Here is a 26,195-nt window from a genome sequence, read left to right on the forward strand (position 1 = left end):
GAAACAGTATCCGACCAGCCAGGGCCGGACAAACACCTGTTCGAGCGTGTCGCAAGAAAACCCCGCAGAAATCCCCTCCCAGGACTTGTGCGTCATCTAATTCGAAACTATGTTCGGTACACGACTTCGGTTCCACCGAACGGGAAGGCAAGAACGACATGAGCACCATCGCCATCGCTGACATCCAGCGCACCGCGGCGCCCGCCGTGCGTACCCGCCTGCGTCTGACGCGTCGCGGCCGCATCGTCTTCACGACGCTCGCCGCGCTCCCGCTCCTCATCGTCGTCGCCTTCGGTGTGCTGAACGGTGGACAGGCCTCCGCCGGTGACGCCACCGCCGGCGGCGCCCGCACCCAGTTCGAGACCGTGACGATCCAGCCGGGCGAGACCCTCTGGCAGCTGGCCGAGCAGACGGCCCCCGACTCCGACCCGCGCGACTTCGTGCAGGACGTCGTGAGCCTCAACGCGCTCGACGGCTCCGCGCTGCAGGCCGGCGAAGAGATCGCCATCCCCACCAAGTACACCGACGGCGAGTAGCCACTCGGGCAGCGCCGTCCAGACGGCTGGTCGTCGCACGGTGACAGCAGCCTACGATGGATCGGTGGCATTCACGCTCGAAGACCTCCCGATCCGAGACGACCTGCGCGGGCAGAGCCCTTACGGCGCCCCGCAGAAGCACGTCCGCGTGCAGCTCAACGTCAACGAGAACACGCATCCCGTTCCGGACGACGTGGCTGCCGACATCGTCGAGTCGATCCGGCAAGCCCTGCTCACGGTGAACCGGTACCCGGACCGCGAGTTCACCGAGCTCCGACAGTCCCTCGCCGACTACCTCGGGCACGACCTGACCGCCGAGCAGCTCTGGGCGGCGAACGGGTCGAACGAGGTGTTGCAGCAGCTCCTCCAGGCGTTCGGCGGGCCGGGCCGCTCGGTGCTCGGGTTCCCGCCCACCTATTCGATGCACTCGATCCTCGCGTCGGGCACCGGCACCACGTGGATCCCGGCCCAGCGGGAGGACGAGTTCCGCATCTCGCCCGAGACGGTCGTGGCGGCGATCCGTGAACACCAGCCGGACATCGTGTTCCTGTGCGGGCCGAACAACCCGACTGGCACCCCGCTCGAGATCGAGACGATCGCGGCCGCCTACGACGCGACCGACGGTATCGTGATGGTGGACGAGGCGTACGCCGAGTTCATGCCGTCCGACGCTCCGAGCGCCCTCACGCTGCTGCCCGGTCGTGAGCGCCTCGTGGTCTCCCGCACGATGAGCAAGGCGTTCGCGTTCGCCGGTGCCCGGGTCGGGTACATGGCCGCGCACCCCGCCGTCGTCGACGCCGTCCGGCTGGTCCGGCTGCCGTACCACCTGTCCGCGCTGACCCAGGCGGCGGCCATCGCGGCACTCCGGCACGCCCCCGAGATGCTGGCGATGGTCGACGACATCAAGGGGCAGCGCGACCGCATGGTCACCGCGCTCCGGGCCATGGGGTACCGCACCTACGAGACCTGGTCCAACTTCGTCCTGTTCGGTGGTGTGGCCGACCCGCACGCCGCGTTCGAGGCGCTGCTCGAGCGCGACGTCATCGTGCGCGACCTCGGCATCCCGAACCACCTGCGGGTGAGTGCGGGGACCGAGGCCGAGACGACCGCGTTCCTCGACGCCATGCGGCAGGTCGCCGCCGAGCAGCCGCCGGTTAGGGTTGAGGCATGACCGCCCGCACCGCCTCGATCAGCCGTTCGACGAGCGAATCGAGTGTCGAACTCGAGCTCGACCTGGACGGCACCGGGACCTCGTCGATCTCGACCTCCGTCCCGTTCTTCGACCACATGCTGACCGCGTTCAGCAAGCACTCCCTGATCGACCTGCGGGTGCGCTCGACGGGTGACACCGAGATCGACGTGCACCACACGGTCGAGGACACCGGCATCGTGCTCGGACAGGCGATCAAGCAGGCGCTCGGCGACCGCTCCGGCATCGGCCGGTACGGTGACGCCCTGGTCCCGCTCGACGAAGCGCTGGCCCAGGCCGTCGTCGACGTCTCCGGGCGTCCGTTCCTCGTGCACTCCGGCGAGCCCGCGGGCTTCGAGTTCCACCGCATCGGTGGTCACTTCACCGGCTCGATGGTCCGCCACGTGTTCGAGGCGATCACGTTCAACGCCGGCATCACCGTCCACGTCCGCGTGCTCGAGGGCCGCGACCCCCACCACATCGCCGAAGCCGAGTTCAAGGCGTTCGCCCGAGCCGTGCGCAAGGCGGTCGAACTGGACCCGCGCGTCGACGGCATCCCCTCCACGAAGGGCGCACTGTGACCGCCGCCAAGCCGAACGTCGTCGTCCTCGATTACGGGTCGGGCAACGTCCACTCCGCCGCCAAGGCGCTCGAGCGCGCCGGGGCTGATGTCACGCTGACCTCGGACAAGCAGGCGGCGCTCAAGGCCGACGGCCTGCTCGTCCCCGGCGTCGGCGCGTTCGCCGCCGTGATCGACCAGCTCGAGGACGTGCAGGGCGGCGAGATCGTCGACCACCGTCTGGCCGGCGGGCGACCCGTGCTCGGCATCTGCGTGGGCATGCAGGTCCTGTTCTCGCGGGGCATCGAGCGTGGTGCCGACGTCGAAGGGCTCGGCCAGTGGCCCGGCACGGTGCAGGAGATCCAGGCCGAGGTGCTGCCGCACATGGGCTGGAACACCGTGCAGGCCCCCGAGGACTCCGTGCTGTTCGACGGGCTGCACGACGAGCGCTTCTACTTCGTGCACTCCTACGGCGTGACCGACTTCCCGCTCGAGGCGTACGGGCCGTTCCGCGCGCCCCGTCTGACCTGGGCCGAGCACGGCCAGAAGTTCATCGCCGCGGTCGAGAACGGGCCGCTCACCGCCACGCAGTTCCACCCCGAGAAGTCCGGCGAGCCGGGCATCCGCCTGCTCTCCAACTGGGTGCGTTCGCTCTGAACCCGGCCGTGCCGGCCGCGACGGCCGTGCCGGACGCGCACCGGGCCTCCCGGCCGTCCGCAGCCCCTTCTCCACCGCAACGAAACCGACAGGACCATGACCGACCTCACCGACACCCCGCCCCTCGTCTTGCTTCCGGCTGTCGACGTCGTCGACGGACAGGCCGTGCGACTCACCCAGGGCGAGGCGGGGAGCGAGACCGGCTACGGCGACCCCGTCGCCGCTGCCCGGACCTGGCGTGACCAGGGCGCCGAGTGGATCCACCTCGTCGACCTCGACGCGGCCTTCGGGCGTGGCGACAACCGCCGGGTGATCGCGCACGCCGTCCGCGAGGTCGAGGGCGTCTCCGTCGAGCTGTCCGGCGGCATCCGTGACGACGCCTCGCTCGAAGCGGCACTGGCGACCGGTGCGGCACGCGTGAACCTCGGGACCGCGGCGCTCGAGAACCCCGACTGGGCCGCCCGTGTGATCGGTGAGTACGGCGAGCAGATCGCCGTCGGGCTGGACGTCCGCGGCACCACGCTCTCGAGCCGCGGCTGGACCGAGGACGCCGGTGACCTGTGGGAGGTGCTCGACCGGCTGGAAGCCGCCGGTTGTGCCCGCTACGTGGTGACCGACGTCACCAAGGACGGCACGCTGCAGGGGCCGAACGTCGAACTGCTCCGCCAGGTGTGCGACCGGACCGACCAGCCCGTGGTGGCTTCGGGCGGGATCTCGACGCTCGACGACCTCCGTGCGCTCCGCGAACTCGTGCCGTACGGGCTCGAGGGCGCGATCATCGGCAAGGCGCTGTACTCCGGGGCGTTCACGCTGCCGGCCGCACTCGACGTCGCCTCCGAGTAACGCCGTGGCGGGCATCTCGAACGGCCGCGGCACCGGGCCCGACGCCGACGACGCGCACACCCCGGGTGGGGCGGCGGACTCGGCGGGCTTCTCGTGGGAAGGTCGCACGTTCGACCACCACGACACCGCGTTCGCCGATGACGACGGGCTCGCCGACCCCGCGGTGGTCGCGGCCATCGGTGCGCTCGCCGACGGAGCCTCCCAGGCCGCGATCGTCGAGGCACTCCGCTCCGCGCGCCTGCTCATCCCGCTCATCGCCGAGGCCGGCGACGTGGGGGAGACCGATGAGGGCAAACTCGTCGACAAGACCCAGGAACTCTCGATCGTGACGGTCGCCGGTCCGGACGGTCGCAGCGCGATGCCGGCGTTCACCTCGGTGGACGCCGTGCACGCGTGGGATCCGGAGGCGCGCCCGGTGCCGGTGGAATCCCGCCGTGTGGCGATGGCCGCGGCGAGCGAGGACACCCAGCTCGTCGTGCTCGACCCGAAGTCGCCGACCGAGTTCGTGCTGCGTCGTCCGGCCGTGTGGGCGCTCGGGCAGGACCTGCCGTGGACCCCGTGCTTCGAGGACCCCGAGGTGGCCCGGGCCTTCGCCGCCTCGGTCGAGGGGGAGCCCGACGTCGCCCGTGTCGAACTCGCGCCGGGCGACCCTTTCGGACGGTTCGCCGGGCCGGAGCTGACGGTGGGCCTGGCGCTGCACCCGGGGCTCGACCGCGAGCGGGTCGGCGAGCTCGTCGGTCGGCTGCAGCAGCGGTGGTCGACCGACCCCGTGATCGCGGAGCGGGTCGACAGCATGCGCGTCGCCCTGCGCGCTGCCTGACGAGCAGCAGCGGCCGCGGCCAGGCTGCCGGCCAGCAGCGGCCGCGGCCAGGCTGCCAGCCAGCAGCGCAGGGGTCCCGCGGCGGTGCGGCCCGGCCCAGCCCGAGGTCGCCGGTACGATGACGGGGTGAGCCCGAACCCGACGACCAACCCCACCGGCGCGACCACCCACGGTCCGACGGGGCGTCCCGTCCGGGACTTCCCCGTACCCGAGGAGCTCGACAGCACCGGACCCGCCCGCATCATCGCGCTCTGCAACCAGAAGGGCGGCGTCGGCAAGACCACGACGGCCATCAACCTGGGCGCCGCGCTCGCGGAGTACGGCCGCAAGGTCCTGGCCGTCGACTTCGACCCGCAGGGCGCGCTGTCCGCGGGTCTCGGGGTCCGGACGCACGACATCCACACCGTCTACGACCTGCTGATGGGTGCCGTGAAGGACCCGAACCAGGTCATCCAGCCGACGAACACCCCCGGCCTCGACGTCATCCCGGCGAACATCGACCTGTCCGCGGCCGAGGTGCACCTGGTCAACGAGGTCGCCCGCGAGCAGATCCTGGCGAGCGTGCTGCGCAAGGTCGCGAACGACTACGACGTGATCCTGGTCGACTGCCAGCCGTCGCTCGGCCTGCTCACCGTGAACGCCCTGACCGCGGCGCACGGCGTGCTCATCCCGCTCGAGTGCGAGTTCTTCGCGCTCCGCGGTGTCGCCCTGCTCATCGAGACGATCGACAAGGTGCGCGACCGCCTCAACCCGGCGCTCAAGCTCGACGGCATCTTGGCGACCATGTACGACTCGCGCACGCTGCACTCGCGCGAGGTCATGGAGCGGGTCGTCGACACCTTCGACGACCGCGTGCTCGACACCGTCATCGGCCGCACTGTGAAGTTCCCGGACGCCACGGTGTCCGCACGCCCGATCACGCAGACCGCGCCGGACCACCCTGCCGCCCACGCCTACCGGCAGCTCGCACGAGAGCTCGTCCAGCGTGGCGCCGTCGCCTGACGCGGGGTTCCGGGTCCGGCTCGCCAACTTCGACGGACCGTTCGACCTCCTGCTGTCGCTCATCACGAAGCACGAGCTCGACATCACCGAGGTGTCGCTCGGTGCCGTGACGGGGGAGTTCATCCAGTACGTCCGGCAGGCCGAGTCCGCCGACGAGCTCGACGAGGCCAGCGAGTTCCTGGTCGTCGGGGCGACCCTGCTCGACCTGAAGATCGTCGGGCTGCTGCCCCAGGGTGAGCTCGTGGACGCCGAGGACGTCGCCCTGCTCGAGGCCCGTGACCTGCTGTTCGCCCGGCTGCTGCAGTACCGGGCCTTCAAGCAGGCCGCCGACTGGTTCGGGGAGCGCTGGGGCGTCGAGTCGCGCCGGCACGTCCGCAGCGTCCGGCTCGAGGAGCGGTTCCGCGCCCGCACACCCGAACTCGTCTGGACGCTGTCGGTGCAGGACTTCGCCGCGCTGGCCGCGCTGGCCTTCGCCCCGCGGGAGATCCCGACCGTCGGCCTCGACCACCTGCACGCCCCGCTCATCAGCATCCGCGAACAAGCCGCGATCGTCGTCTCGATCCTCCGCACCCGCGATGGTGAGGGCATCTCGTTCCGCGAACTGGTCGCGGGCGTCGACCAGACGGGTATCGTGGTGGCTCGCTTCCTCGCGATCCTCGAGCTGTACCGGAACGCGTCGATCTCGTTCGAGCAGCTCGAGCCGCTCGGGGAGCTGACACTGCGGTGGACCGCCGAGGACTGGTCCGACGAGAGCCTCGCGAACCTGGGAGCCGACTATGACGGATGACGTGCACGACACGTCCAGCGCCGAACCCGGCGGCGCCGACGAGATGGCCGACGCCCGCGCGATCGAGCACGAGATCCACGAACGCGCCGCGTCGCCGGCCCACCCCACCATCCCCATCGACCGTCAGCTCGAGGCGATCCTGATGATCGCCGACCAGCCCCAGTCGCTCGTCGCGCTCGGCGCTGCGGTCGGTTCGCCCGTCCCCGCCGTCCGCCAGGCGATCGAACGTCTCGTCGCGGACTTCGACGGCGTCGACGGCACGATCCGCCGCGGTTTCGAACTGCGCGAGGTCGGTGGCGGCTGGCGCTTCTACGTCCGCGCCGACCTGGACCCCGTGGTCGAGCAGTTCGTCGAGGCCGAGCGCCCCTCGCGGCTGTCGCAGGCCGCGCTCGAGACCCTGGCTGTCGTCGCCTACAAGCAGCCGATCACCCGCTCGCAGATCGCTGCGATCCGTGCCGTCAACGTCGACGGCGTCGTCCGGACCCTGGTGGCACGCGGCCTCATCGAGGAGTCGTTCACCGACGCCGAGACCGGCGCCATCAACTACGTCACGTCCGACCTGCTCCTGCAGCAGCTCGGCATCAACTCGCTCGACGAGCTGCCGCTCATCTCGCCCCTCCTGGACGACGGTGCGGACGGCTTCGAGCAGAACGAAGGGATTCCCGATGGCAGGGTTTGACGACCGGGGGCGCGGCGCGCCCCGAGACCGAGACGACCGCAACGGACGCTCAGGAGGCCCGGATCGCTCCGGCCGACCGGCCGGCGGACGCGGCGGGGCCGGCTCTGGTGCCGGTGGCCGCTCCGGCGGGTACGGTCGCGACGACCGCGGGGGCGCACGCCCGCCGCGTGACGACGACCGGCGCGGCGGGTACCCGTCGCGCGACGATCGTGGCGGCGACCGTGGTGGGTACCGCGGGGCTTCGGCGCCGCGTGACGACCGTGGTGGCTACCGGGGTCGTGACGACCGTTCCGGTGGCGGCTACCGCGGCGACTCCGCTCCGCGTGACGACCGTGGTGGGTACCGCGGCCGTGACGACCGTGGTGGGCCCGCGCCGCGTGACGACCGCGGTGGATACCGTGGTGCCCCGGCTCCGCGTGATGACCGCGGTGGCTACCGCGGCCGTGACGACCGTTCCGGCGGGGGCGATCGCGGTGGGTACCGCGGGGCTTCGGCGCCGCGTGACGACCGTGGCGGGTACCGGGGTCGCGACGACCGTGGTGCTTCCGCTCCGCGTGACGACCGTGGTGGCTACCGAGGGTCGGCTCCGCGTGATGACCGTGGTGGGTACCGGGGTCGTGACGACCGTGGTGCTTCGGCTCCGCGTGATGACCGCGGTGGATACCGCGGCAACTCGGCTCCCCGTGACGACCGTGGCGGCTACCGGGGTCGTGACGACCGTGGGGTTTCGGCTCCGCGTGATGACCGTGGTGGGTACCGGGGTCGTGACGACCGCTCCGGTGGCGGCTACCGCGGGGCTTCGGCTCCGCGTGATGACCGTGGCGGCGACCGTGGCGGCTACCGCGGCAACTCGGCTCCGCGTGATGACCGTGGTGGGTACCGGGGTCGTGACGACCGTGGGGTTTCGGCTCCGCGTGATGACCGTGGTGGGTACCGGGGTCGCGACGACCGTGGCAGTTCCGCTCCCCGCGACGACCGTCGCACCCCCGACGGCCAGCAGAGCCGCGTCTGGCACAACGGCCGCCGCTACGTCGGCGGCACCACGAGCGTCCGCAACAGCGACCGCACCACGCCGAAGCCGAGCGGGCAGCGCGACGATCGGGGCAACCCGGCCGAGGGCACGCCCGAACGGCCGATCATCGAGGACTGGGACGCGGCGGACGGAACGGCGCCTGCCGGGGCCCAGCCGGGCCTCCAGGCAGAGGGTGAGCGCCTGCAGAAGGTGATCGCCGCTGCCGGCGTGGCATCCCGCCGCGTCGCGGAGAACCTGATCGTCGAGGGCCGCGTGACGGTCAACGGCGAGGTCGTGGACGCCCTCGGGCGTCGTGTCGACCCCGAGAAGGACGCGATCAGCGTCGACGGCGTGCCGGTGCAGATCGACTCGTCGCGGCGGTACATCGTCCTGAACAAGCCGACCGGTGTCGTCTCGAGCCTGCAGGACGAGCGCGGTCGACGCGACCTGACCGAGTTCGTGGACCGCTACGAGGAGCGCCTGTTCAACGTCGGCCGTCTCGACACCGAGACCTCCGGGCTGCTCGTCCTGACGAACGACGGCGACCTGGCACACGTGCTGGCGCACCCGTCGTTCGGCGTGCAGAAGACGTACATCGCGAAGGTCCACGGCAACGTGAACCCTGCCGTGGTGCAGCGCCTGACCGAGGGCGTCGAGCTCGAGGACGGTCCGATCAAGGCCGACAAGGTGCGGTTGCTCGAGTCCTCGCGGGGTGAATCGCTCGTCGAGATCACGCTGCACTCCGGCCGCAACCGCATCGTCCGCCGCATGCTCGAGGCCGTCGACCACCCGGTCCTCGAACTCGTCCGCCGGTCGTTCGGACCGCTGCACCTGGGCAGCCTGCCGCCGGGCAAGATGCGCGAGCTCGGCACGGTCGAGGTCGGCAAGCTGCTCAGCACCGTCCGTGACGCGAAGCCGTCCGCTCGTGACGACCGCGACGTCGCGCTGGACCAGGACGACGACGAGTACGAGGACGAGTCGGCCGATTGACCGAGCCGGGTCTCGGGCATCGACCGATGCCCGAGACCCGATCGGTAGGCTTGCCCGGTGACCGACGTGAACCCGACCGACATCGACCGCCGTCTGCGTGGCCCGGTCCGGGTCGTCGGTGCCGGGTTGCTCGGTGCCTCGATCGGTCTGGCCCTGCGTGAGAAGGGCGTGGACGTCGTCCTCGACGACGTCTCACCCGCCGCACTGGCGCTCGCCGTGGACTACGGCGCCGGGCGTCGATCGGCTGCCGGCGACCAGCCGGAGCTCGTCGTCGTCGCGGTGCCGCCTGACGTCGTCGCGACCGTGGTGGAGCGAGAACTCGCCGCCTACCCGGACGCCGTGGTGACCGACGTCGCCAGCGTGAAGTCCGGGCCGCTCGCTGCCCTGGTGGCTGCCGGCGCCGACGTCTCCCGGTACATCGGTTCGCACCCGATGGCGGGGCGTGAGCGCAGCGGGCCGACCGCCGCCCGCGCCGACCTGTTCTTCGGGCGCCCGTGGGTGATCGCCGGGCACGACGGCATCACGTACCAGCGTGCCGCGGCGGTCGAGGACCTCGCGCTCGACCTCGGTGCCACCGTCGTGCCGATGGACCCGGAGTCGCACGACCTCGCCGTGGCGTACGTCTCGCACGCACCGCAGCTCGTGTCGACGCTGATGGCCTCGCGCCTGCGGGACGCCCCGGACGGGTCGCTCGGCCTGGCCGGCGGCGGCGTGCGCGACGTCACCCGGATCGCCGCGAGCGACCCCGGGCTGTGGGTGCAGATCATCGGGGCGAACGCCGGGCACATCCGGCCGGTGCTCACCGACCTGCGCGACGACCTGTCCCGCGTGATCGACGCCCTCGGCGACCCGGACGGTGCCGGTTCGCCGCGCACCATCGCCGAGACCATCGCCGACGGCAACCGTGGGGTCGAACGGCTGCCGGGCAAGCACGGCACCACCAAGCGCTTCGCCCAGGTGGTCGTCCTCGTCGACGACACCCCCGGGCAGATCGCCGCACTCCTGACGTTCATCGGGGAGATCGGCATCAACCTCGAGGACATGCGCCTCGAGCACTCACCGGGCGCACAGATCGGCATCGTCGAGGTGTCGGTGCTGCCCGAGCAGGAACAGCGACTCGTCGAGGAACTCGAGGGGCGCGGATGGAGGATCGCAGCAGCATGGGCCTGAACGACGACACGAACGCAGCGACGAACGACTCGGGTGTGGCCGGCGGGCGCGCTCCGGCTGGCGGGACCGACGGGCCCGACTCCGGCTTGCCGACGCCGACGCCGACGCCGACGCCCGGTGACGGGGCACGCGGCGGTGCTGAGGGCGGCCCCCTCGGCGGTCCGGCTGGCGGCATGGGCCAGCCCGGCGGCGAGCCCGGCTCGACCAGCGCCCCGATTCCGTCCGGCCTGGCCGACGGCGCCTACGTGGCGAAGATCGTCATCGCGGTCGACGGCCCCGCAGGCAGCGGCAAGTCGAGCGTCTCCCGTGCGGCAGCCCGCGCCCTGGGCTACGGCTACCAGGACACCGGCGCCGCCTACCGTGCACTCGCGTGGCACGCCCTGCAGCAGCGGGTCGACCTCGACGACGCCGCGGCGATCCTGGCGAGCTGGGACACCTTCGACTACGCCATCGGCACCGACCCCGACGACTACTACGTCAAGGTGGGGGAGACCGACGTCACCGACGCCATCCGCACCCCCGACGTCACCGGCGCGGTCGCCCACATCGCGAAGCTCCCGGACGTCCGGAAGCGCCTGGTCCAGCTGTTCCGGAACGTGATGCGGAAGACCGACGCCCCGGGCATCATCACCGAGGGCCGGGACATCACCACGGTCGTCGCGCCGGACGCCGAGGTCCGGATCCTGCTGACGGCCGACGAGTCCGTTAGAATGGCGCGACGCTCGGCAGAGGTCACGACCCAGTCGGCCGCCGAGACCTCCGCAGCACTCGCTCGTCGCGACGCGGCGGACGCGAAGGTCGTCGACTTCATGAACGCCGCCGACGGCGTCACGACGCTCGACTCCACCGACCTCGACTTCGACCAGACCGTGCAGGCGGTCGTCGACCTGGCCCGCGCGGCCACGCACTGACGCAGACCGGACCGCCTCGGCGGGCCGATCACGCACTGACGCAGACCGGACCGCCTCGGCGGGACGGTCCACCACGGCCGGACCCCCGGCCCCGGCCGGCAACGGCCACCGACACCGCGGCCCCGGCCGCTCGCGAGGAACCCAAGATGGCTCAGCTGGACAACCCGGACAACGACGACTTCCCACAGTACGACGACGCCCTCGGCGAGCGGCTCGCCGGACTCGACGAGGCCGAGGCCGAGCAGCGCGCGACCGCGCTCCGCGCCGGACTCGAGGAGTACGACCTCGAGGACGAAGACCTTGCCCTGCTCGAGGCCGGTCAGGTCGGCGAGGACGGCGTCCACTACCTGCCCGCCTACCCGGTGCTCGCGATCGTCGGCCGCCCGAACGTGGGCAAGTCCGCGCTCGTCAACCGCATCCTCGGTCGTCGTGAGGCCGTCGTGCAGGACGTCCCCGGCGTCACCCGCGACCGTGTCAGCTACAAGGCCGACTGGAACGACAAGCGCTTCACCCTCGTCGACACCGGCGGTTGGGAGCCCGGCGCCGAGGGCATCAACGCCTCCGTCGCCGCGCAGGCCGAGGTCGCGATCGACCTGGCCGACGCCGTGCTCTTCGTCGTGGACGTCACGGTCGGCATCACCGCCACCGACGAGCACGTCGTGAAGATGCTCCGCGGCACCGACCGCCCCGTCATCGTCGTCGCGAACAAGTCCGACGACGAGCGCCGCGACCTCGACGCCTCCGAGCTCTGGAACCTCGGTCTCGGCGAGCCGCACCCGGTCTCCGCGCTGCACGGCCGCGGCGTCGCGGACCTGCTCGACCTGATCATCAAGACGCTGCCCGACACGTCGGCCGTCGCCAAGCAGGAGGTCGGCGGCCCCCGCCGCGTGGCCATCCTCGGGCGCCCGAACGTCGGCAAGAGCTCGCTGCTCAACAAGGCCGCCGGTGAAGAGCGGGTCGTCGTGAACGACCTCGCGGGCACCACGCGCGACCCGGTGGACGAGCAGATCGAGCTCGGCGGCAAGGTCTGGCGCTTCGTCGACACCGCCGGCATCCGCAAGCGCGTGCACCTGCAGCAGGGCGCGGACTTCTACGCCTCGCTCCGCACCACCGCCGCGCTCGAGAAGGCCGAGGTCGCCGTCGTCGTCCTCGACGTCACCGAGCCGGTCTCCGTGCAGGACCTCCGCATCATCGACCTCGTCCTGGAGTCCGGCCGGGCCCTCGTGCTGGCCTACAACAAGTGGGACCTGCTCGACGACGAGCGACGCCGCTACCTGGAGCGCGAGATCGAGCAGGACCTGGCGCACGTCGCCTGGGCCCCGCGCGTGAACATCTCCGCCCGCACGGGCCGCCACCTCGAGAAGCTCGTGCCGGCGCTCGAGACCGCCCTCGAGTCGTGGGACACCCGCATCCCGACCGGCAAGGTCAACGCCTTCATCGCCGAGCTCGTGCAGGAGCACCCCCACCCCGTGCGCGGCGGCAAGCAGCCCCGCATCCTGTTCGGGACCCAGGCGTCGAGCCAGCCGCCGACCTTCGTGCTCTTCACGTCGGCGTTCCTCGACCCGCAGTACCGACGCTTCATCACGCGCCGCCTCCGCGAGGTCTGGGGCTTCTCCGGCACGCCGATCAACGTCAACATGCGGGTGCGCGAGCGCCGGAAGCGCTGAGCCCTCCCACCCGTCACGCAGAACGCGCCCCGATCCGTCGGGGCGCGTTCTGCGTGCGCGTCCGGCCTGGAGGCCCGGAGCCGGTCCGGCGCGCCCGTGCGGCATCATGGGTGCGTGCGTACCGGGCCGTGGGCAGCGGACCGACGTCGGCTCGCCCTGGTGGGCGTCCTCGTCGGTGTGGTCGTCGTGGGCTCGGTCTCCCTGTGGACGATCTCGCACACGTCCGACGACGGTGACACGGTCACGCGTGCCGACGCCGTGGCCCCCGAGCCGGCGCGGTCGCCCGACGTCCGACTGCAGCCGTCCAACGCCCTCGAGGAACCGATCGAGCCCGAACCCGTCCGGCCGGTCGACGGTTCGCCCATCGACCCGTGGTGGCGCCGCGTCCCGCCGGTCTCCGGCGACATCGTCGGCATCGGAGCCGCTGCCTCCGGGCACGTCCGGATCGCCGCGAACACGAGTGACGAGACCCTCGCGGTGGAGATCGACCACCTGGAGACCGGCGGGGACGGCCCGGTCGACGTCGTGCTGTCCGCGGGGACGGTACGCGGTGGTTCGAAGCCGGTGTGGACACCCGCCGGGGAGTCCTACGACCTGTTCCAGGCCGCCGGGGTCGAACAGGGGCTGACCGTCGTGCTGAGCGACCCGTGGTCACTGCCCGACGAGGTCCGGTCCCTGGTCCTGCTCGACGCCGGGACAGGCACCGTGCTGGGCGGCGCGGCACTCGTCCCGTCCGACTGAGCCGTCGGTGCCCCGGGCTGCGTCCGCCGGGGGCCTCGGGATGGGGCACGATGGACTGGTGACGCAGCAGAACGACGGACTCGGTGTGCTCGCCGACCGCGTGTGGTGCCGTCTGCGGCTCGACCGGTTGGCCGGAGGTCGACAGTCCGGGTACGTGATACGCGAGGACATGCTCGAACACCCGGACACCGTCCGCTCGTTCCGCTGGATCCGGTGGCTGCTCGTCGCGGAGACCGTCGTCGGGCTCGCCGCCATCGTGGTCGCCGTGCTGCTGACGCGCGCGGGGGACACCCTGTCGTGGGCGGTCTGGTTCCGGTCCACGGTGGTGCTGCTCATCACGCTGACGCTCTCCGTGTTCGCCTGGCGGGCGCAGCTCGGGTACTACTGGGCGTACCAGCGGCTGCGGTTGTTCAGCCGGATCTTCCCGATCGTGACCCTGATCGTCGCGGCGATCCCGGGGCTCTACCCGTTCTGGATGGTCATCGAGCAGATGCTGTTCTCGGTGCTCATGGTCGGCATCGGCGACGTGCTGACGTCCGACCACATGCGGGCGACGTTCCCCAAGCCCGCGCGGCGGTAGGCCTCCGGCAGGCGGACCGGATCCGCGACAGAACACGAGTCGATCGACGCGTGGAGTGTCGCAACGGTGGTGCGAGACCGGCGCGACCGGGCTACGCGACCGTGGCCAGGGCGAACGGGAGCACTGCGGCGGCCCCGGCGCGCCGGAGCTCCCGGCCGGCGACGGTCATCGTCCACCGGCTGTCGACCAGGTCGTCGACGAGCAGCACCGGGCCCTCGTGCGCCTGCAGGGCTGCGGCGAGCGATGGATCGACCACGAAGGTGTCCCACACGCCGGACAGTCGGTAGGCGCTGTTCGTCGCGCCGTCGCCACGGGGGGTCCCGCCGGCGCGGCCGAGCGTGCCGAGGAACTGCAGCCGCCCGATGGTGGACAGCGCCTGGGCGAGGGACCCCACGAGCTCGGGCCGCGACCGCGAGGACATCGCCACGACGCCGGTCGGCCGGGTCTCCCACGGCCAGTCCTTGAGCGCCCGGACACAGCCGTCGACGAGCTCGCGCGAGATCGGGGCATCGGGGGTGGACGGTGAGAACAGCGCACGCAAGGGACCTCCCCAGCCGAGATCGGTCAGACGCGCCACCGCACGCCCGGGCTGCACGAGCTCGTCCGCGCCGATCTTGCCCCGCACCGAGACCCCGAGCGACGACATCCCCGAGGGCCACTGGGCACGCGGGGCGATCTCGACGCCGACCTTGTCGAGCGCGGCCGCGGCTCCGGAGGAGTCGGTGTCGGACACGGCGGTCGGGAACCACGCCCCGGCGCAGTTGTCGCACCGGCCGCAGGGCTCGGCCGAGGGGTCGTCGAGGTCCTGCTGCAGCAGCTGCATGCGGCAGGCCGAGGTGGACTCGTAGTCGAGCATCGACGCTGCTTCGGCAGCGCGGGCCGCTGCGACCCGCTCGTACCGGGGTGCGTCGTACTCCCACGGCTGCCCGGTCGACACCCAGCCACCGGTGACGCGTCGGACGGCGCCGTCGACGTCGAGCACCTTGAGCAGGAGTTCGAGGGTGGAACGCTTGATGTCGACCAGGCCCTCGAGCGCCACGGTCGACATCGCGGTGTCGGTGGACAGGGCGCCGAGCACGGCGGCGGCGCGGGCCTCGGTCGGCATCGAGGCGCTGGCGAAGTACTGCCAGATCTCGCGGTCCTCACGCCCGGGCAGGAGCAGGACGTCGGCGTTGTCGGTCGCACGACCCGCACGACCGATCTGCTGGTAGTAGGCGACGGGCGACGAGGGAGCCCCGACGTGCACGACGAACCCGAGGTCGGGCTTGTCGAACCCCATGCCGAGCGCACTCGTGGCGACCAGGGCCTTCAGCTCGTTCCCCTTGAGCTGCTGTTCGAGCTGCTCGCGCTCGTCGGTGTCGGTGCGCCCCGTGTAGGCGCGCACCGCGTACCCGTTGTCGCGGAGCAGTCGTGCGATGTCCTCGGCCGCCGAGACGGTGAGCGTGTAGATGATGCCGCTGCCGGGCAGGTCGCCGAGGTGCGCGAGGAGCCACCCCAGCCGCTGCCGGGCATCGGGCAGCGTGAGCACGCCGAGGCGCAGGGACTTGCGAGCCAGGGACCCGCGGATGGTGAACACCGGGTCGGCCGGGCCGGCGGTGAGCTGTTCGGCGACGTCCTCGACCACGCGCTCGTTCGCCGTCGCGGTGGTGGCCAGGACGGGGACTCCGTGGGGGAGCGACCGGATGAGCTCGGCCAGTCGGCGGTAGTCCGGCCGGAAGTCGTGGCCCCAGTCCGAGATGCAGTGGGCTTCGTCGACCACGAGCATGCCCATCCGGGCGATCAGGGTCGGCATCTGCTCGTCGCGGAACTTCGGGTTGTTCAGGCGCTCGGGGGAGACCAGGAGCACGTCGACCTCGTCACGGGCGAGGGCTGCCTGGGTCTCGCCCCACTCGTGGGCGTTCGCGGAGTTGATCGACACCGCACGGACACCGGCCCGCGCGGCGGCGGCGACCTGGTCGCGCATCAGGGCGAGCAGCGGCGACACCAGGACCGTCGGGCCGCCCCCGCGTCGGCGCAGCAGCAGCGTCGCGAGGAAGTACACCGCGGACTTGCCCCACCCGGTGCGCTGCACGACCAGGGCGCGCTGCCGGTGCTCGACCAGCGCCGAGATCGCCTCGAGCTGGCCGGGGTGGAACACCGCGTCGGGGCGCCCCGTGAGCGCAGCGAGCGCCTGCTGCGCCTCGGCGGCGATGTCCGCAGAAGGCGAGACGACAGACGGAGCGGAGGTGGGGGTGTCCATGCCCCCATGCTGTCAGGAGCAACCGACGAAACGCGGGTCGCGCCTCCAGGCTGTGGACAACCGGACCAACCGGGCCCTACTGGTACGTGACCAACGACGGCGTCGGCTGCACGTCCTGCATCGTCTGCGCGGGCGTCAGCATGGGCGTGTCCTCGTCGTAGAAGTTCTTCCAGCCCCAGTGCAGCCCCTCCGGCGCGCCCTGGTGCAGTGCCTTCCAGGTCGCCTGCTTGTCCGGCTGCGACCCCTGCCCGTCGACGTGCACGAGCATGTCGAGCTCCGGGTGGGTCTTCAGTGCGGAGCGGTCCTGGATCATCGACAACCGGAACTGGTGCAGCACCAGGGCCTTCGGCGGCAGCCCCTCCTTCTTCACGAGCGCAGCCAGCCACGAGCAGACCTCGTTCACCTCGGACGCCGACACGCTGCCGATCTGCTCGAGCGGCACCTGGTCCTTCGTGAGCCGCCACTCCGGGTCGAGTGCCAGCCAGACGCCCGGCTTCTTCAGCAGCGACTCGTACTTCTTCGCCTGCGACAGGAAGTCCGACCGGCCGGGCTGCAGGTCGATGATGACCGGCATGTCCGCGTCGTGCGCGGCGTCGACGTAGGGCTCGAGCGTCGACACCGGCAGCTCCGTCGAGTAGTCGCCGTCGGCTCCGGCGTCCCCGGCCGCGACGGTCGCGATGACCTCCATCGCGGGCGTCACGAGCTCGTCGGACTCCGCCCGGTACGGCTTCGCGACCTGCTCGGCGCGCTGCACGGTCTCCTTCGGCCCCTGCTCGCCGAGCACGCCCAGCGCCGGCGCCCCCGGAGCCCCGTACAGCGCCACGTACCGGTGCCCGTCGAACGGCCGCTGGCCGCCGTTCCGCAGCTGGAACCCGCCCTCGGCCGCCCGCACCGTCCACTCCGGGTCCGGCAGGGCGTCGAACGCCGCGCCGACCAGGACGGTCGGGTGGTCCCGTCGTTCGTGCAGCGCCGTCACCACGTCGGGTGCGGCAGCCGGGTCGGTCACCCCCTTCGGCATGGTCACGACGCGCGCGCCGGCGGCCTTCGCGGTCGCCACGGCAGCGGCGTCCGCACTCGCGTCCGCCACCACCACGGTCGCCTGCCGGGAGGCCCGGGTCGACTCCGGCGCGTCACCGCCGTCCGGCGCCTGCCGCTGTTCGACGTCCGTGTCGAGCGACACGTCGCCCTCGGCCTGGTACCAGTCGGCGCCGAGCCGGTCGAGCTCGCGGGCGACGGCGGTGCTCGTGTTCTTGTCGTCCTTCGCGGTCAGCAGCACCGGGACGTGGGCGCTCGCCGCAGCCTTCGCCGCACCACGGATCCCGTCGGCGTCGCCGGCCCGGGCGACGACCGCTCCGGGAGCACTCGCGAACAGGGCCTTGCTGACGCGGACGGACCGGGCGGCGGCGTCCCCAGCGTCGGCCACCGTGACGGTGTCGGCCGAGGCCTTCGCCAGGGTCGGGCGGCTCGTGTCCGGTCCGCTCGACGTGCACCCGGCGGCTCCGAGCAGCAGCCCGGACACCGCGATCGCGAGCAGGAAACGAGGGGTGGAACGAGAACGCATCGAGCCACCATACGAGTCAGACGGAGAGGTCCCTGGGAATCCGACGGGTGTCGTCTCGTAGAAGGGAGGCATGCCCCACCACCCCGACGACCGCCCGCTCATCGGACCGGTCCGGTCGCCCGAGGTGCACTGCATGACGCTCAACGTGCGTCGCCGCGTGCCGCGACAGCCGACCCACCCGGACGCCTGGGAGCGCCGCCGCGACGCCGTCCTCGCGCTCGTCACGTCCGAAGCGCCCACCGTCCTCGCCGTCCAGGAGGCCCTGCCCACGCAGGCAGACGACCTGACGTCCGGCCTCGGGTCGGGTTGGGAGCCCGTCCTGGCCGGGCGGGGAACGCGCGGCGGTGGCGAACAGGTCGGCCTGTTCCTCGACCGCTCCCGCCTCGACGTCGTCGAGCGCCGTACCTGGGCACTCTCCCGCACACCCCACCGCCCCGGCTCGCGGTCGTGGGCCACGTCCTTCCCCCGGCACGCCGTCGGAGCCGTCGTCGACGACCGCGCGACCGGCGTCCGGTTCCTGGCCGTCGCCACCCACCTCGACGTCGCCTCGCCGTGGGCCCGGCTGCGGTCCGCCGAACTGCTCGGCCGGATCGTCCGGCAGCGCGGCCTGCCCGCCGTGGTCATGGCCGACTGGAACAGCCCCGCCGGTTCCGCGCCATGGCGAGCCCTGGCGGAGGCGGGGGTCGAGGACAGCTGGGGGCGGGCCTCCAGGCAGGTGGGTGAGCCCTACGGGACGTACCCGCACTACGGGAGCCCGCGCGTCGGTGGCCGGCGGATCGACGGGGTGCTCGTGACGTCCGAGGCGGAGGTGGACCGCGTCGCGGTCGACGTGCGGCGGCCGGGCGGCGTGTGGCCGTCCGACCACGCTGCCGTGTACGCGGTCCTGCGGTGGGCGTCGTGATCGCCACACTCGGACCGACGTTCCTGCGGCCGCGGTTCCTGGTGGCCGACGTGGTGCGGGCGCTGACGCTCGTGAGCGTCGTCGTGGCGAGTGTCGGGTGGGGCGGGACGGCGTTCCCGGTCATGGCACTGGCGCTGCTCGGGGTCGTGGTGCCGCGGATGCTCGGGCTGCGGCCGGCGTTCGACGTGGCGGTGTGCGTGCTCGTACTCGTCGCCGGGTGGTCGAGCGTGCTCGAGTGGTACACGACCGTCTTCCTGTGGGACAAGTTCATGCACGTCGTGCTGACCGGGCTGCTCGCGGCGGTGCTCTACGTCATCGGTGCCGACCTGCGGGCGGTGCCGGCCCCGCACGCCGAGCGCCGGGTGGTCGTCGCGGTGCTCGCGCTGTGTGCGGGACTCGCGGTCGGGGCGGTCTGGGAGATGGGGGAGTGGCTCGGGCACAACTTCGTCGACTCGAAGATCTTCGTCGGGTACGACGACACGATCGGGGACCTGGCGGCGGACGGGTCCGGCGGGTTGCTCGTCGGGCTCGGGTTGCCGTGGTTGGCGGCGCGGCGCGAGGTGGTGCGGCCGACTCGCCGTGGCACAGAGGGGGCCTGACGTCCGCTATGCTGGACCGGTCGCTCGCGCTCCGGTCGGACGTGGGCGAGGATCCTCCGGGATCCTGAGTTCTCCGGAACTCGCGGGCTGTGGCGCAGCTTGGTAGCGCACTTGACTGGGGGTCAAGGGGTCGCAGGTTCAAATCCTGTCAGCCCGACCGAGACGTGTCTGACACGACGACAGCAGCCCACCGAGGATCTCGGTGGGCTTCTTCGTTCCAGTGCCTGTCGTGGGGTCGTCCGCTTAGGGCTGGGCGGTTTCAAGGGGTCGTTGCAACGGGTGGTTGTTTCGGGTCTGACAGTAGCTGTTCGAATGCTTCTGCCGGGGTGCGGTAGCAGAGGGTTTTGCGGTGTCGTCCGTTGAGTTCGGTGGCGACTTCGAGGAGCCGTTCCGGGGTGTGGATGGTGAGGTCGGTGGATTGCGGGAAGTACTGCCGGAGCAGGCCGTTGGTGTTCTCGTTCGAGCCGCGCTGCCAGGGCTTGTGCGGGTCGCAGAAGTAGATCGCGAGGTCCGTGGCGAGAGTGATGTCCTTGTGCCGGGCAAGCTCCGTGCCCTGATCCCACGTCAACGACGGCCGCAGATGCTCGGGCAGGGTCTGGATGGTGGGGATCATCGCGTCGCGGACGGCGTCGGCGCTGTGCCCGTTCGGCAGGTGCAGCAGCATCACGTACCGGGTGGTGCGTTCGACCAGGGTGCCGATCGCGCTCCTGGCGTTGATCCGACGATCAAGTCGCCCTCCCAGTGACCGGGGACTGCCCGGTCGTTGGCCTCGGCGGGGCGTTCGCTGATCAGGATCATGTCGCGGATCTTCGACCACGACGCTTGCCGACGTTCACCACGGCGCCGGCGGAGGGCTCGGCCGGTGCGGAGATGTTTGTGCAGGTCAGCGCGCAGGTGGCCGCGGCCCTGCACGGACAGGGACTGGTAGATCGTCTCGTGGGACACGTGCGTCTCCGGCCGGTTCGGGAAGGTCCGGGCCAGGTCATCACGGATCTGCTCCGGGGACCAGTTCTGCACCAACCGAAGCTCCACTTGCAGGGCAAGTTCGACCCGGCCCAGCTTCCGCGGTTTCGGCCGGCGCGCTCGTGCCCGGCATCGCTTCTCGGCGGAGTACGGCCGGTAGGTTCCACCGGCCGCGGCGTTCCTCGCGAGCTCGCGGCTGATCGTCGACGGCGCCCGACCGAGTGCTTTGGCGATTGCACGCACGCCCTCACCGTCCTGGCGTAGGTCTGCGATCTGCAGCCGCTCTTCTTGGCTCAGGTATCTGTCGGAGCGCGGCTGGTGGGCGAACGGGTTCCGTCCGCCGGCTGCTTTGACCCATCGGTATCCCTGACGTCGGTCCACGCCGACAGCATCACAGGCCGCCGTGCGCCCAAGGCCCTGTCTCAATAGCTCCCAGAACCGCGCCTCTCGCGCACGGTGTTCCAGCCTCGATCCCATCTGCAGCACTCCGATTCACGGGGGTGTTGCAACGACCGGCTGAACCCAAGATGGCCTATCGGGACGCGGGTCCGCCCTCGCTGGCGACTAGGGTTCGTGTCGTGTCCGCGACTCCTGAGAAGCCGAAAGCCTGGGCGATTGCGAGCTTCTACATCGCTGGTGCAGCCGCGCTGATCTTCGGTGTCGCTCGCTGGACGACGCAGAGCCAGGCAGAGCTAGCCGCGCTGTCGTCGGGGCGGGGGCTGGTTTTGCCCGGATGGGCGTGGAACCTGTTATGTGTGGTGCTGGGGCTGGCGATGTTGGGGTTGGCGATCTGGGCGATGGTCCGTTCCCGTCGTTTCCGGTGAGGCTGGGCTCGCACTGCACCTGGTTGCCACCGTCACAGCAGCAAGGAGCGGATGCTCTGGACGCGCGCCCGCACGTCCGGTAGCCGATCGATCGGCGAGACCGCACCCCCCTTGACTCTCACGCTCCTGATCCTGCTGGCAGCATGCGGAGTCGGGCTCTTCGTGTTGCCACCAGGAGTACCGACGAAGTCGGAGCAACGTGCGTTGTCATGGCGGCCGTGGTGCTGATCTTCTCGGAACGAGCTGGTCGGTCAGGACGCTGACAGCACCGGGGTATTCCCGGTGCCCGCCAACCCATCGGTCACCGGTCACGACGCGGAGCAGTCACGAGTGGGGCATGCTCGACTCATGACGTTCTCCTGGTGGATCTGGTCTGCCTTTGTGCTCGTCGGGCTCATCGGAGCGGGACTGCTCTTCCGTTCGGTTGTGGTGACGGTCCGCGAGTACGGGTTCGGACGAGGTCAAATGACCGGGCGACCGGGGGCACCCTGGTTCTGGACGGGACTCGCAACTCTGGTCATCGCGGGGCTCCTCGTTATCGGCTGGGCCTTCATGCTCGACGGGTGACTCGGCAGGAGGGCGAGTCTCGGCCGTGTCTCGACACCGCCTTGCGTTCGGAGCTCCGGCGGAGCGCGCAGCAGTTCACCCGCGCCCGCTGACCGATCGGCCGCTGAGACAATCGTTGTTTTCCTGGCGAGGACTCTGTTCTAACGGTTGCGCCGCCAATCACACGGGAAACATCGGGTATCCGAGCGCCAGGCTCACGAGTCCGCCGGCACCGAACAAGATGAAGAAGCAGCCGATGGTGGCGATGAATCCGGGCGTGAAACGCTCGGCAACACGACGCCCCAACGCTCCATACAGTGTCGACTCCATCTTCTTCGCGAACCGCGTGAACGGGACACGGAATATCACGATGGTGACGCCGTACAGGAGGAAGAACACGCCGACTACGAGGCTGAAGACGTTCGAGGCAGGCACTCTTGCATGAAACCAGGTGGGGTCGTCGCAGGACGAGGGGTCGCGGATGCGGACGCGCAGTCAGTGAGGCTCCTACCTCGGCGCCGTGCTCGGTCGTGCTGCGAAATTCTGGATCAAGGAACTGTCCACCCGTCCGGTAGCGGATGGGTCACCGAGACCGCCAACGATGATGGGCAGTCCTATCGCTACCTGCGTTTACTGCCCACCCCCTGCACAACGAAGAGCAGACCGATCAGCACCAGGATGACCGCGATGATGATCTGCTGAATCGGCCGGGCTCCCGACTCGGAGGGCGACAAACCGTAGAAAACGCCGCAGGCGGCAAACACCACTCCGAGGACGATGACCGTGGCTGGTCGCTTGGCGTTGAAGAAGTTCACTGCGTTCTCCTAGTGGGGCTTGTGGCCGAACGGGCAGGCCGCTTCTAGCCTGCCTGCAGATCACCACTCTTGACCAAGCCCGCGTGACGATCGGATGCCCGCAGTAGCGGCGCCAAGCGCATAGCGCGCCCGAAAGGCGATCGGCTACCGGCCGCATGGGAGGATCCGGTCATGCTGAGTGACGATGCGATCGTTGAGGGTTCTGCGCCGGAAAGCGGGATGGCGCCTTCTCGACCCTCGGAAGAGCAGTCGGCTCGACTACCGACTCACGGACGTCCGCGTGCGAGACGGACACGTCCTCGACGTGCGCGTCACAGAGCGCGACGACGAGTCCGCTCGTCTGCTCGTCGAGATGCCAGCTTCCGGGTCGCCTCAGTACTGGGTCTACGCCCGACCGGAGGATGCTGCCGACTGGGTCGGGCAACTCCTCACTTGGATCGACGAAGAGGTGTTCACCGACGGCTTGGGACCGGGACGCATCCGGGAAGGTCACGGCGGCGAGAGCTACGTCGTCGTCGCGAACTACGGATGGCATCAGACCGACACCGCAGAACACGCACGCCTCACTGCTGCTGCTGGGCCCCAGGGATGGCATGGCCGGAAGACCGCGGCTTCCGCGGCAAGCAAGGTCGTTGCCGGGGTCGACGCGCACGAGGCGGATGCGTACCGGGGGCTGCAGGACGCCGTCGCGGCGCTCATCGGCGGGTTCAACAGTCCCTTGTTCACTGCCACGGAAGCGGCGGTGCGGGGTCGGGTGAAGTTCCACGCCGCCGCCCCGGACGCGAACATCGACTGGGCCGCAGCATCCGCCACGGCCGCCGAGCTCACGAAGGTCTGACCGGCACCGACCAGCGCAGGGGTACGGTCAGCGCCAGGGGGTCTCACCAGCTCCCGTGCGGGCCGGAGTTGAGTGCATGCTCCTCCGGTCCGTCCTCACAGCGCAGCGAGCTCGCCTGGACCGCACGGTAGGGGATCGCCAATCGGACACCTCTTGCCGCGGTGTGCCGTCGTGTCCACTTAGCATCGCCAGGAGAAGCGGAGCCGTTCTGTCAGACTCGGTTGGATGATCGCGCTTGTCTCGGCCCCGACCAACCTCGGCCTGCGGCCACCAGAGCCAGGCGCAGTCCCCGGAGCGGGGAAAGCGCCTGAAGCGCTTCGCGAAGCCGGTCTCTACCGCCGCTTTGTAGAGCAGGGAGCCACCGACGCCGGCGTGGTCCTTCCTGGTCGGTACGTCGACGACGACGCGACCCGCACCCCAGGTGTCGTGCGAAACGAGGCCGCGATGATCGATCACGCGCGGCGGCTCGCGGACCGCATCGACGCCGTACTGGCAACCGGTGCAGCGCCGTTGGTCATCGGCGGAGATTGCAGCGTGCTCATCGGCGCCGGCCTCTCGATGAAGCGGCGGGGCAGTGTCGGGCTGGTGCACGTGGACGGGCACACCGACTTCCGGCACCCTGGCAACAGCGACGAGTGCGCGAGCGTGGCGGGGGAGGACCTGGCCGCCGCAGTTGGGATTCACTGGCCCGCCGTGTCTGACATCGACGGTGCCGGCCCGTACTTCAACCCCGCACAGACCGCACACGTCGGCTGCCGCGACGACGACGCCGAATTGGCGGAGGTTCGCACCGTGGTAGGTGCGGTCGTCCCGACCTCGGAGTGGCGCGGTCGCGGCACCGCTGCCGTCGTTAACGTCCTGCGGACGACAGCGGGTGCTGCTGGCTACTGGTTGCAGGTCGACGTCGACGTGCTCGACGCAATCGTGATGCCCGCCGTCGACAGTCCTGACCCGGGCGGCTGCACGCCGGAGGAACTGATCGAGCTGCTTCGCGGGCTCGCACCTCGCGCTGTCGGTGCGTCGATTACGGTCTACGACCCGGACCTCGACCCGAAGGGCACGCACGCCCGCCTCTTGGCGGACGTCCTCCCGGTCAGCCTTGGTGACCTCGGAAGCGAGCTGCGGTAGCAACGTCCGGTAGCGGATCCCCTACCGAGGCGGTCACCGGAGAGGGCAGAGTTCGGTGGTCGACGAGCCACTCGACGGCGATAGCAAACTAAACCTTTCATCCGGTATAGTTTGAAGGATGCATCTCTCCTCCCGTCGCAGATGGACCCTGCTCGCCGTGGTCACAGCGTCGTTGCTTCTGATCTCCCTGGACAACTCGATCCTCTACACGGCCCTACCGACCCTGACCGAGGAGATCGGCGCCACCGCGAACGAGGGTCTGTGGATCATCAACGCGTACCCGCTGGTCATGGCGGGTCTGCTGCTGGGAGCCGGAACACTCGGCGACCGCGTCGGGCACCGGCGGATGTTCCTGACCGGAATGAGCATCTTCGGGATGGCGTCACTGGTTGCTGCGTTCTCCCCGAACCCGGAGGTCCTGATCGCAGCACGAGCGATCCTGGCGGTTGGTGCGGCATCGATGATGCCGGCGACGTTGGCGTTGATCCGGGTGGCGTTCACGAACGACCGTGAGCGCAACGTGGCGATCGCGGTGTGGGGTAGCGTCGCGGTGCTCGGCGGTGCGCTGGGGCCGATCGTCAGCGGTCTGCTGCTCGAACACTTCTGGTGGGGGTCAGTGTTCCTGATCAACGTGCCTGTCGCCGTCATCGCGCTCGTCGCTGCTCTGGTCCTTGCGCCGCCGAACGACCCTGATCGGACAAAGAAGTGGGATTTGCTTTCGTCGGTGTACGCGATGATCACGCTCGTCGGGGCAGTCGTTGCGATCAAGGAGATCGCACATCGTCCCCCGTCGGCGCTCGTGATCGGTGGGGCGCTGGCCGCCGCGGTCATCGGTGCCGTGCTGTTCACTCGCCGTCAGGCCCGGTTGCCGTATCCGTTGCTCGACTTCACCATCTTCCGGAACCCCGCGTTCTCTTCTGGGCTTCTCGGGGCTGGCCTGGGCATGTTCGCGTTCGCGGGCGTTCAACTCGTGACGACGCAGCGGTTCCAGCTCCTCGAGGGTATGACCCCGTTCCACGCGGGTCTGCTCGTGGCGCTGATCGCCGTGGGGACCCTCACCACCTCGCTCGCTGGCGGTTTCGTGCTTCACCGGGTCGGTCTACTTCCCCTCATCGCGGGCGGACTGGCGCTGAGCGCCGTCGGTGTGGTGATCATCTCGGTGTCCTTCCACTCTCTGAACGGCTGGCTGTTCCTGGGGCTGATCGTCCTCGGTGCCGGCTCCGGCGCGACGATGTCGGTCGCGTCCACGGCGATCGTCGGCAACGTGCCAGCCCGACGTGCCGGCATGGCTTCTTCAATCGAGGAAGTGTCGTACGAAGTGGGGAACCTCAGCGCTGTCGCGATCCTGGGCAGCATCGTGACTGCGATCTACTCCGCGCTCGTGCGGCTCCCGAGCGGCATCGTGAACGCTGATCAAGCGCGTGAGAGTCTGTCCGCCGCGGCGGAAGCAGCACGAGCTTCGGACGATGGCCGCAGCATCCTCCTTGCCGCCGGCAGCGCGTACGACACGGGCTACTTCGTGGTGATGGTGATCGTCGCATCAGTACTCGGTGTTGGGGCCATCGTCACCGGGATCCTTCTCCGCAGACACGGACCGGGATCGAACGCGACCATCCCGGACGCAGACCACTGACCTGG

Annotated in this window: 26 protein-coding genes, 1 tRNA gene and 1 pseudogene; 23 read left to right on the forward strand and 5 right to left on the reverse strand. The window is 70.5% G+C overall.

The window, feature by feature from the left end:
- Nucleotides 1–158: 158 nt before the first annotated feature.
- The 15 genes from DEJ27_RS06805 to DEJ27_RS06875 all read left to right on the forward strand — a co-directional run bounded on the left by DEJ27_RS06805 (nucleotide 159) and on the right by DEJ27_RS06875 (nucleotide 14,143).
- Nucleotides 159–536, forward strand: a complete 378-nt coding sequence (locus tag DEJ27_RS06805) for a LysM peptidoglycan-binding domain-containing protein (protein WP_111090546.1) — start codon at nucleotides 159–161, stop codon at nucleotides 534–536.
- 64 nt (nucleotides 537–600) lie between these two features.
- Nucleotides 601–1,707 (forward strand): histidinol-phosphate transaminase, encoded by a 1,107-nt coding sequence (locus tag DEJ27_RS06810; RefSeq protein ID WP_111090547.1) that lies wholly within the window; start codon nucleotides 601–603, stop codon nucleotides 1,705–1,707.
- Complete coding sequence (gene hisB, locus DEJ27_RS06815; protein ID WP_110859284.1) at nucleotides 1,704–2,306, forward strand: imidazoleglycerol-phosphate dehydratase HisB; 603 nt, start codon at nucleotides 1,704–1,706, stop codon at nucleotides 2,304–2,306. The genes DEJ27_RS06810 and hisB overlap by 4 nt, the downstream gene beginning before the upstream one ends.
- A complete protein-coding gene (hisH, locus tag DEJ27_RS06820; protein ID WP_111090548.1) occupies nucleotides 2,303–2,941 on the forward strand; it encodes an imidazole glycerol phosphate synthase subunit HisH in 639 nt (212 codons plus the stop codon). Before hisB ends, hisH begins: the two co-directional genes overlap by 4 nt.
- A 96-nt stretch (nucleotides 2,942–3,037) precedes the next feature.
- Entirely contained in the window at nucleotides 3,038–3,784 is a 747-nt protein-coding gene (priA, locus tag DEJ27_RS06825; RefSeq protein ID WP_110859286.1) for a bifunctional 1-(5-phosphoribosyl)-5-((5-phosphoribosylamino)methylideneamino)imidazole-4-carboxamide isomerase/phosphoribosylanthranilate isomerase PriA, read from the forward strand.
- Nucleotides 3,785–3,788: 4 nt separating this feature from the next.
- A complete protein-coding gene (locus DEJ27_RS06830) occupies nucleotides 3,789–4,604 on the forward strand; it encodes an SseB family protein (protein ID WP_111090549.1) in 816 nt (271 codons plus the stop codon).
- A gap of 126 nt (nucleotides 4,605–4,730) precedes the next feature.
- Entirely contained in the window at nucleotides 4,731–5,606 is an 876-nt protein-coding gene (locus tag DEJ27_RS06835) for a ParA family protein (RefSeq protein WP_017885900.1), read from the forward strand.
- Complete coding sequence (locus DEJ27_RS06840) at nucleotides 5,590–6,393, forward strand: ScpA family protein (RefSeq protein WP_181430104.1); 804 nt, start codon at nucleotides 5,590–5,592, stop codon at nucleotides 6,391–6,393. Before DEJ27_RS06835 ends, DEJ27_RS06840 begins: the two co-directional genes overlap by 17 nt.
- Nucleotides 6,383–7,072, forward strand: coding sequence for an SMC-Scp complex subunit ScpB (gene scpB / locus DEJ27_RS06845; protein WP_258369822.1), 690 nt, complete (start codon nucleotides 6,383–6,385; stop codon nucleotides 7,070–7,072). Before DEJ27_RS06840 ends, scpB begins: the two co-directional genes overlap by 11 nt.
- Nucleotides 7,073–8,285: 1,213 nt before the next feature.
- Complete coding sequence (locus DEJ27_RS18020; RefSeq protein WP_231495626.1) at nucleotides 8,286–9,074, forward strand: pseudouridine synthase; 789 nt, start codon at nucleotides 8,286–8,288, stop codon at nucleotides 9,072–9,074.
- Nucleotides 9,075–9,131: 57 nt separating this feature from the next.
- Complete coding sequence (locus DEJ27_RS06855; RefSeq protein ID WP_110859288.1) at nucleotides 9,132–10,244, forward strand: prephenate dehydrogenase; 1,113 nt, start codon at nucleotides 9,132–9,134, stop codon at nucleotides 10,242–10,244.
- A 173-nt stretch (nucleotides 10,245–10,417) separates the two neighbouring features.
- Nucleotides 10,418–11,155, forward strand: a complete 738-nt coding sequence (gene cmk / locus DEJ27_RS06860) for a (d)CMP kinase (protein WP_110859376.1) — start codon at nucleotides 10,418–10,420, stop codon at nucleotides 11,153–11,155.
- 146 nt (nucleotides 11,156–11,301) lie between these two features.
- Nucleotides 11,302–12,822, forward strand: coding sequence for a ribosome biogenesis GTPase Der (gene der, locus DEJ27_RS06865; protein ID WP_111090552.1), 1,521 nt, complete (start codon nucleotides 11,302–11,304; stop codon nucleotides 12,820–12,822).
- Nucleotides 12,823–12,936: 114 nt separating this feature from the next.
- Nucleotides 12,937–13,563, forward strand: a complete 627-nt coding sequence (locus tag DEJ27_RS06870; protein WP_146244655.1) for a hypothetical protein — start codon at nucleotides 12,937–12,939, stop codon at nucleotides 13,561–13,563.
- Between the two features lie 58 nt (nucleotides 13,564–13,621).
- Nucleotides 13,622–14,143 carry a hypothetical protein gene (locus tag DEJ27_RS06875; RefSeq protein ID WP_111090554.1) on the forward strand — a complete coding sequence of 174 codons (522 nt, stop codon included), beginning with the start codon at nucleotides 13,622–13,624 and terminating at the stop codon, nucleotides 14,141–14,143.
- A gap of 91 nt (nucleotides 14,144–14,234) precedes the next feature.
- On the opposite strand, the gene DEJ27_RS06880 is transcribed toward DEJ27_RS06875, so the two are convergent.
- Nucleotides 14,235–16,382 (reverse strand): ATP-dependent DNA helicase RecQ, encoded by a 2,148-nt coding sequence (locus DEJ27_RS06880; RefSeq protein ID WP_181430105.1) that lies wholly within the window; start codon nucleotides 16,380–16,382, stop codon nucleotides 14,235–14,237.
- A gap of 76 nt (nucleotides 16,383–16,458) precedes the next feature.
- Complete coding sequence (locus DEJ27_RS06885; RefSeq protein ID WP_111090555.1) at nucleotides 16,459–17,943, reverse strand: hypothetical protein; 1,485 nt, start codon at nucleotides 17,941–17,943, stop codon at nucleotides 16,459–16,461.
- Nucleotides 17,944–18,013: 70 nt separating this feature from the next.
- On the opposite strand from DEJ27_RS06885, the gene DEJ27_RS06890 reads away from it, so the two are divergent.
- The 3 genes from DEJ27_RS06890 to DEJ27_RS06900 all read left to right on the forward strand — a co-directional run bounded on the left by DEJ27_RS06890 (nucleotide 18,014) and on the right by DEJ27_RS06900 (nucleotide 19,600).
- Nucleotides 18,014–18,844: an endonuclease/exonuclease/phosphatase family protein gene (locus DEJ27_RS06890; RefSeq protein ID WP_111090556.1), complete on the forward strand. Its 831-nt coding sequence runs from the start codon at nucleotides 18,014–18,016 to the stop codon at nucleotides 18,842–18,844.
- Nucleotides 18,841–19,443 carry a hypothetical protein gene (locus DEJ27_RS06895; RefSeq protein ID WP_146244656.1) on the forward strand — a complete coding sequence of 201 codons (603 nt, stop codon included), beginning with the start codon at nucleotides 18,841–18,843 and terminating at the stop codon, nucleotides 19,441–19,443. The genes DEJ27_RS06890 and DEJ27_RS06895 overlap by 4 nt, the downstream gene beginning before the upstream one ends.
- Before the next feature lie 83 nt (nucleotides 19,444–19,526).
- Nucleotides 19,527–19,600, forward strand: a tRNA-Pro gene (locus DEJ27_RS06900).
- A gap of 102 nt (nucleotides 19,601–19,702) precedes the next feature.
- Here DEJ27_RS06900 and DEJ27_RS18025 read toward each other — a convergent pair.
- Nucleotides 19,703–20,883 (reverse strand): annotated as a pseudogene (locus tag DEJ27_RS18025) (IS30 family transposase).
- A gap of 101 nt (nucleotides 20,884–20,984) precedes the next feature.
- Here DEJ27_RS18025 and DEJ27_RS06910 point away from each other — a divergent pair.
- Together DEJ27_RS06910 and DEJ27_RS06915 are read left to right on the forward strand one after the other, a co-directional pair.
- On the forward strand, nucleotides 20,985–21,230 hold the full coding sequence (locus tag DEJ27_RS06910; RefSeq protein ID WP_146244657.1) for a hypothetical protein: 246 nt from the start codon (nucleotides 20,985–20,987) through the stop codon (nucleotides 21,228–21,230).
- 348 nt (nucleotides 21,231–21,578) lie between these two features.
- Nucleotides 21,579–21,797, forward strand: a complete 219-nt coding sequence (locus DEJ27_RS06915) for a hypothetical protein (RefSeq protein ID WP_111090559.1) — start codon at nucleotides 21,579–21,581, stop codon at nucleotides 21,795–21,797.
- A gap of 159 nt (nucleotides 21,798–21,956) precedes the next feature.
- On the opposite strand, the gene DEJ27_RS06920 is transcribed toward DEJ27_RS06915, so the two are convergent.
- Entirely contained in the window at nucleotides 21,957–22,211 is a 255-nt protein-coding gene (locus DEJ27_RS06920) for a hypothetical protein (RefSeq protein ID WP_146244658.1), read from the reverse strand.
- Nucleotides 22,212–22,396: 185 nt separating this feature from the next.
- Nucleotides 22,397–22,591, reverse strand: coding sequence for a hypothetical protein (locus DEJ27_RS06925; protein ID WP_111090561.1), 195 nt, complete (start codon nucleotides 22,589–22,591; stop codon nucleotides 22,397–22,399).
- Between the two features lie 178 nt (nucleotides 22,592–22,769).
- Between DEJ27_RS06925 and DEJ27_RS06930 the strand changes: the two genes are divergently transcribed.
- The 3 genes from DEJ27_RS06930 to DEJ27_RS06940 all read left to right on the forward strand — a co-directional run bounded on the left by DEJ27_RS06930 (nucleotide 22,770) and on the right by DEJ27_RS06940 (nucleotide 26,190).
- Nucleotides 22,770–23,429: a hypothetical protein gene (locus DEJ27_RS06930; protein ID WP_146244659.1), complete on the forward strand. Its 660-nt coding sequence runs from the start codon at nucleotides 22,770–22,772 to the stop codon at nucleotides 23,427–23,429.
- A 225-nt stretch (nucleotides 23,430–23,654) separates the two neighbouring features.
- Nucleotides 23,655–24,557 (forward strand): arginase family protein, encoded by a 903-nt coding sequence (locus DEJ27_RS06935; protein WP_111090563.1) that lies wholly within the window; start codon nucleotides 23,655–23,657, stop codon nucleotides 24,555–24,557.
- 118 nt (nucleotides 24,558–24,675) lie between these two features.
- Nucleotides 24,676–26,190, forward strand: coding sequence for an MFS transporter (locus DEJ27_RS06940; protein WP_111090564.1), 1,515 nt, complete (start codon nucleotides 24,676–24,678; stop codon nucleotides 26,188–26,190).
- The last annotated feature ends 5 nt before the right edge of the window (nucleotides 26,191–26,195 follow it).

The organism is Curtobacterium sp. MCPF17_018 (assembly GCF_003234135.1).
In the GTDB taxonomy this organism is placed as follows: domain Bacteria; phylum Actinomycetota; class Actinomycetes; order Actinomycetales; family Microbacteriaceae; genus Curtobacterium; species Curtobacterium flaccumfaciens.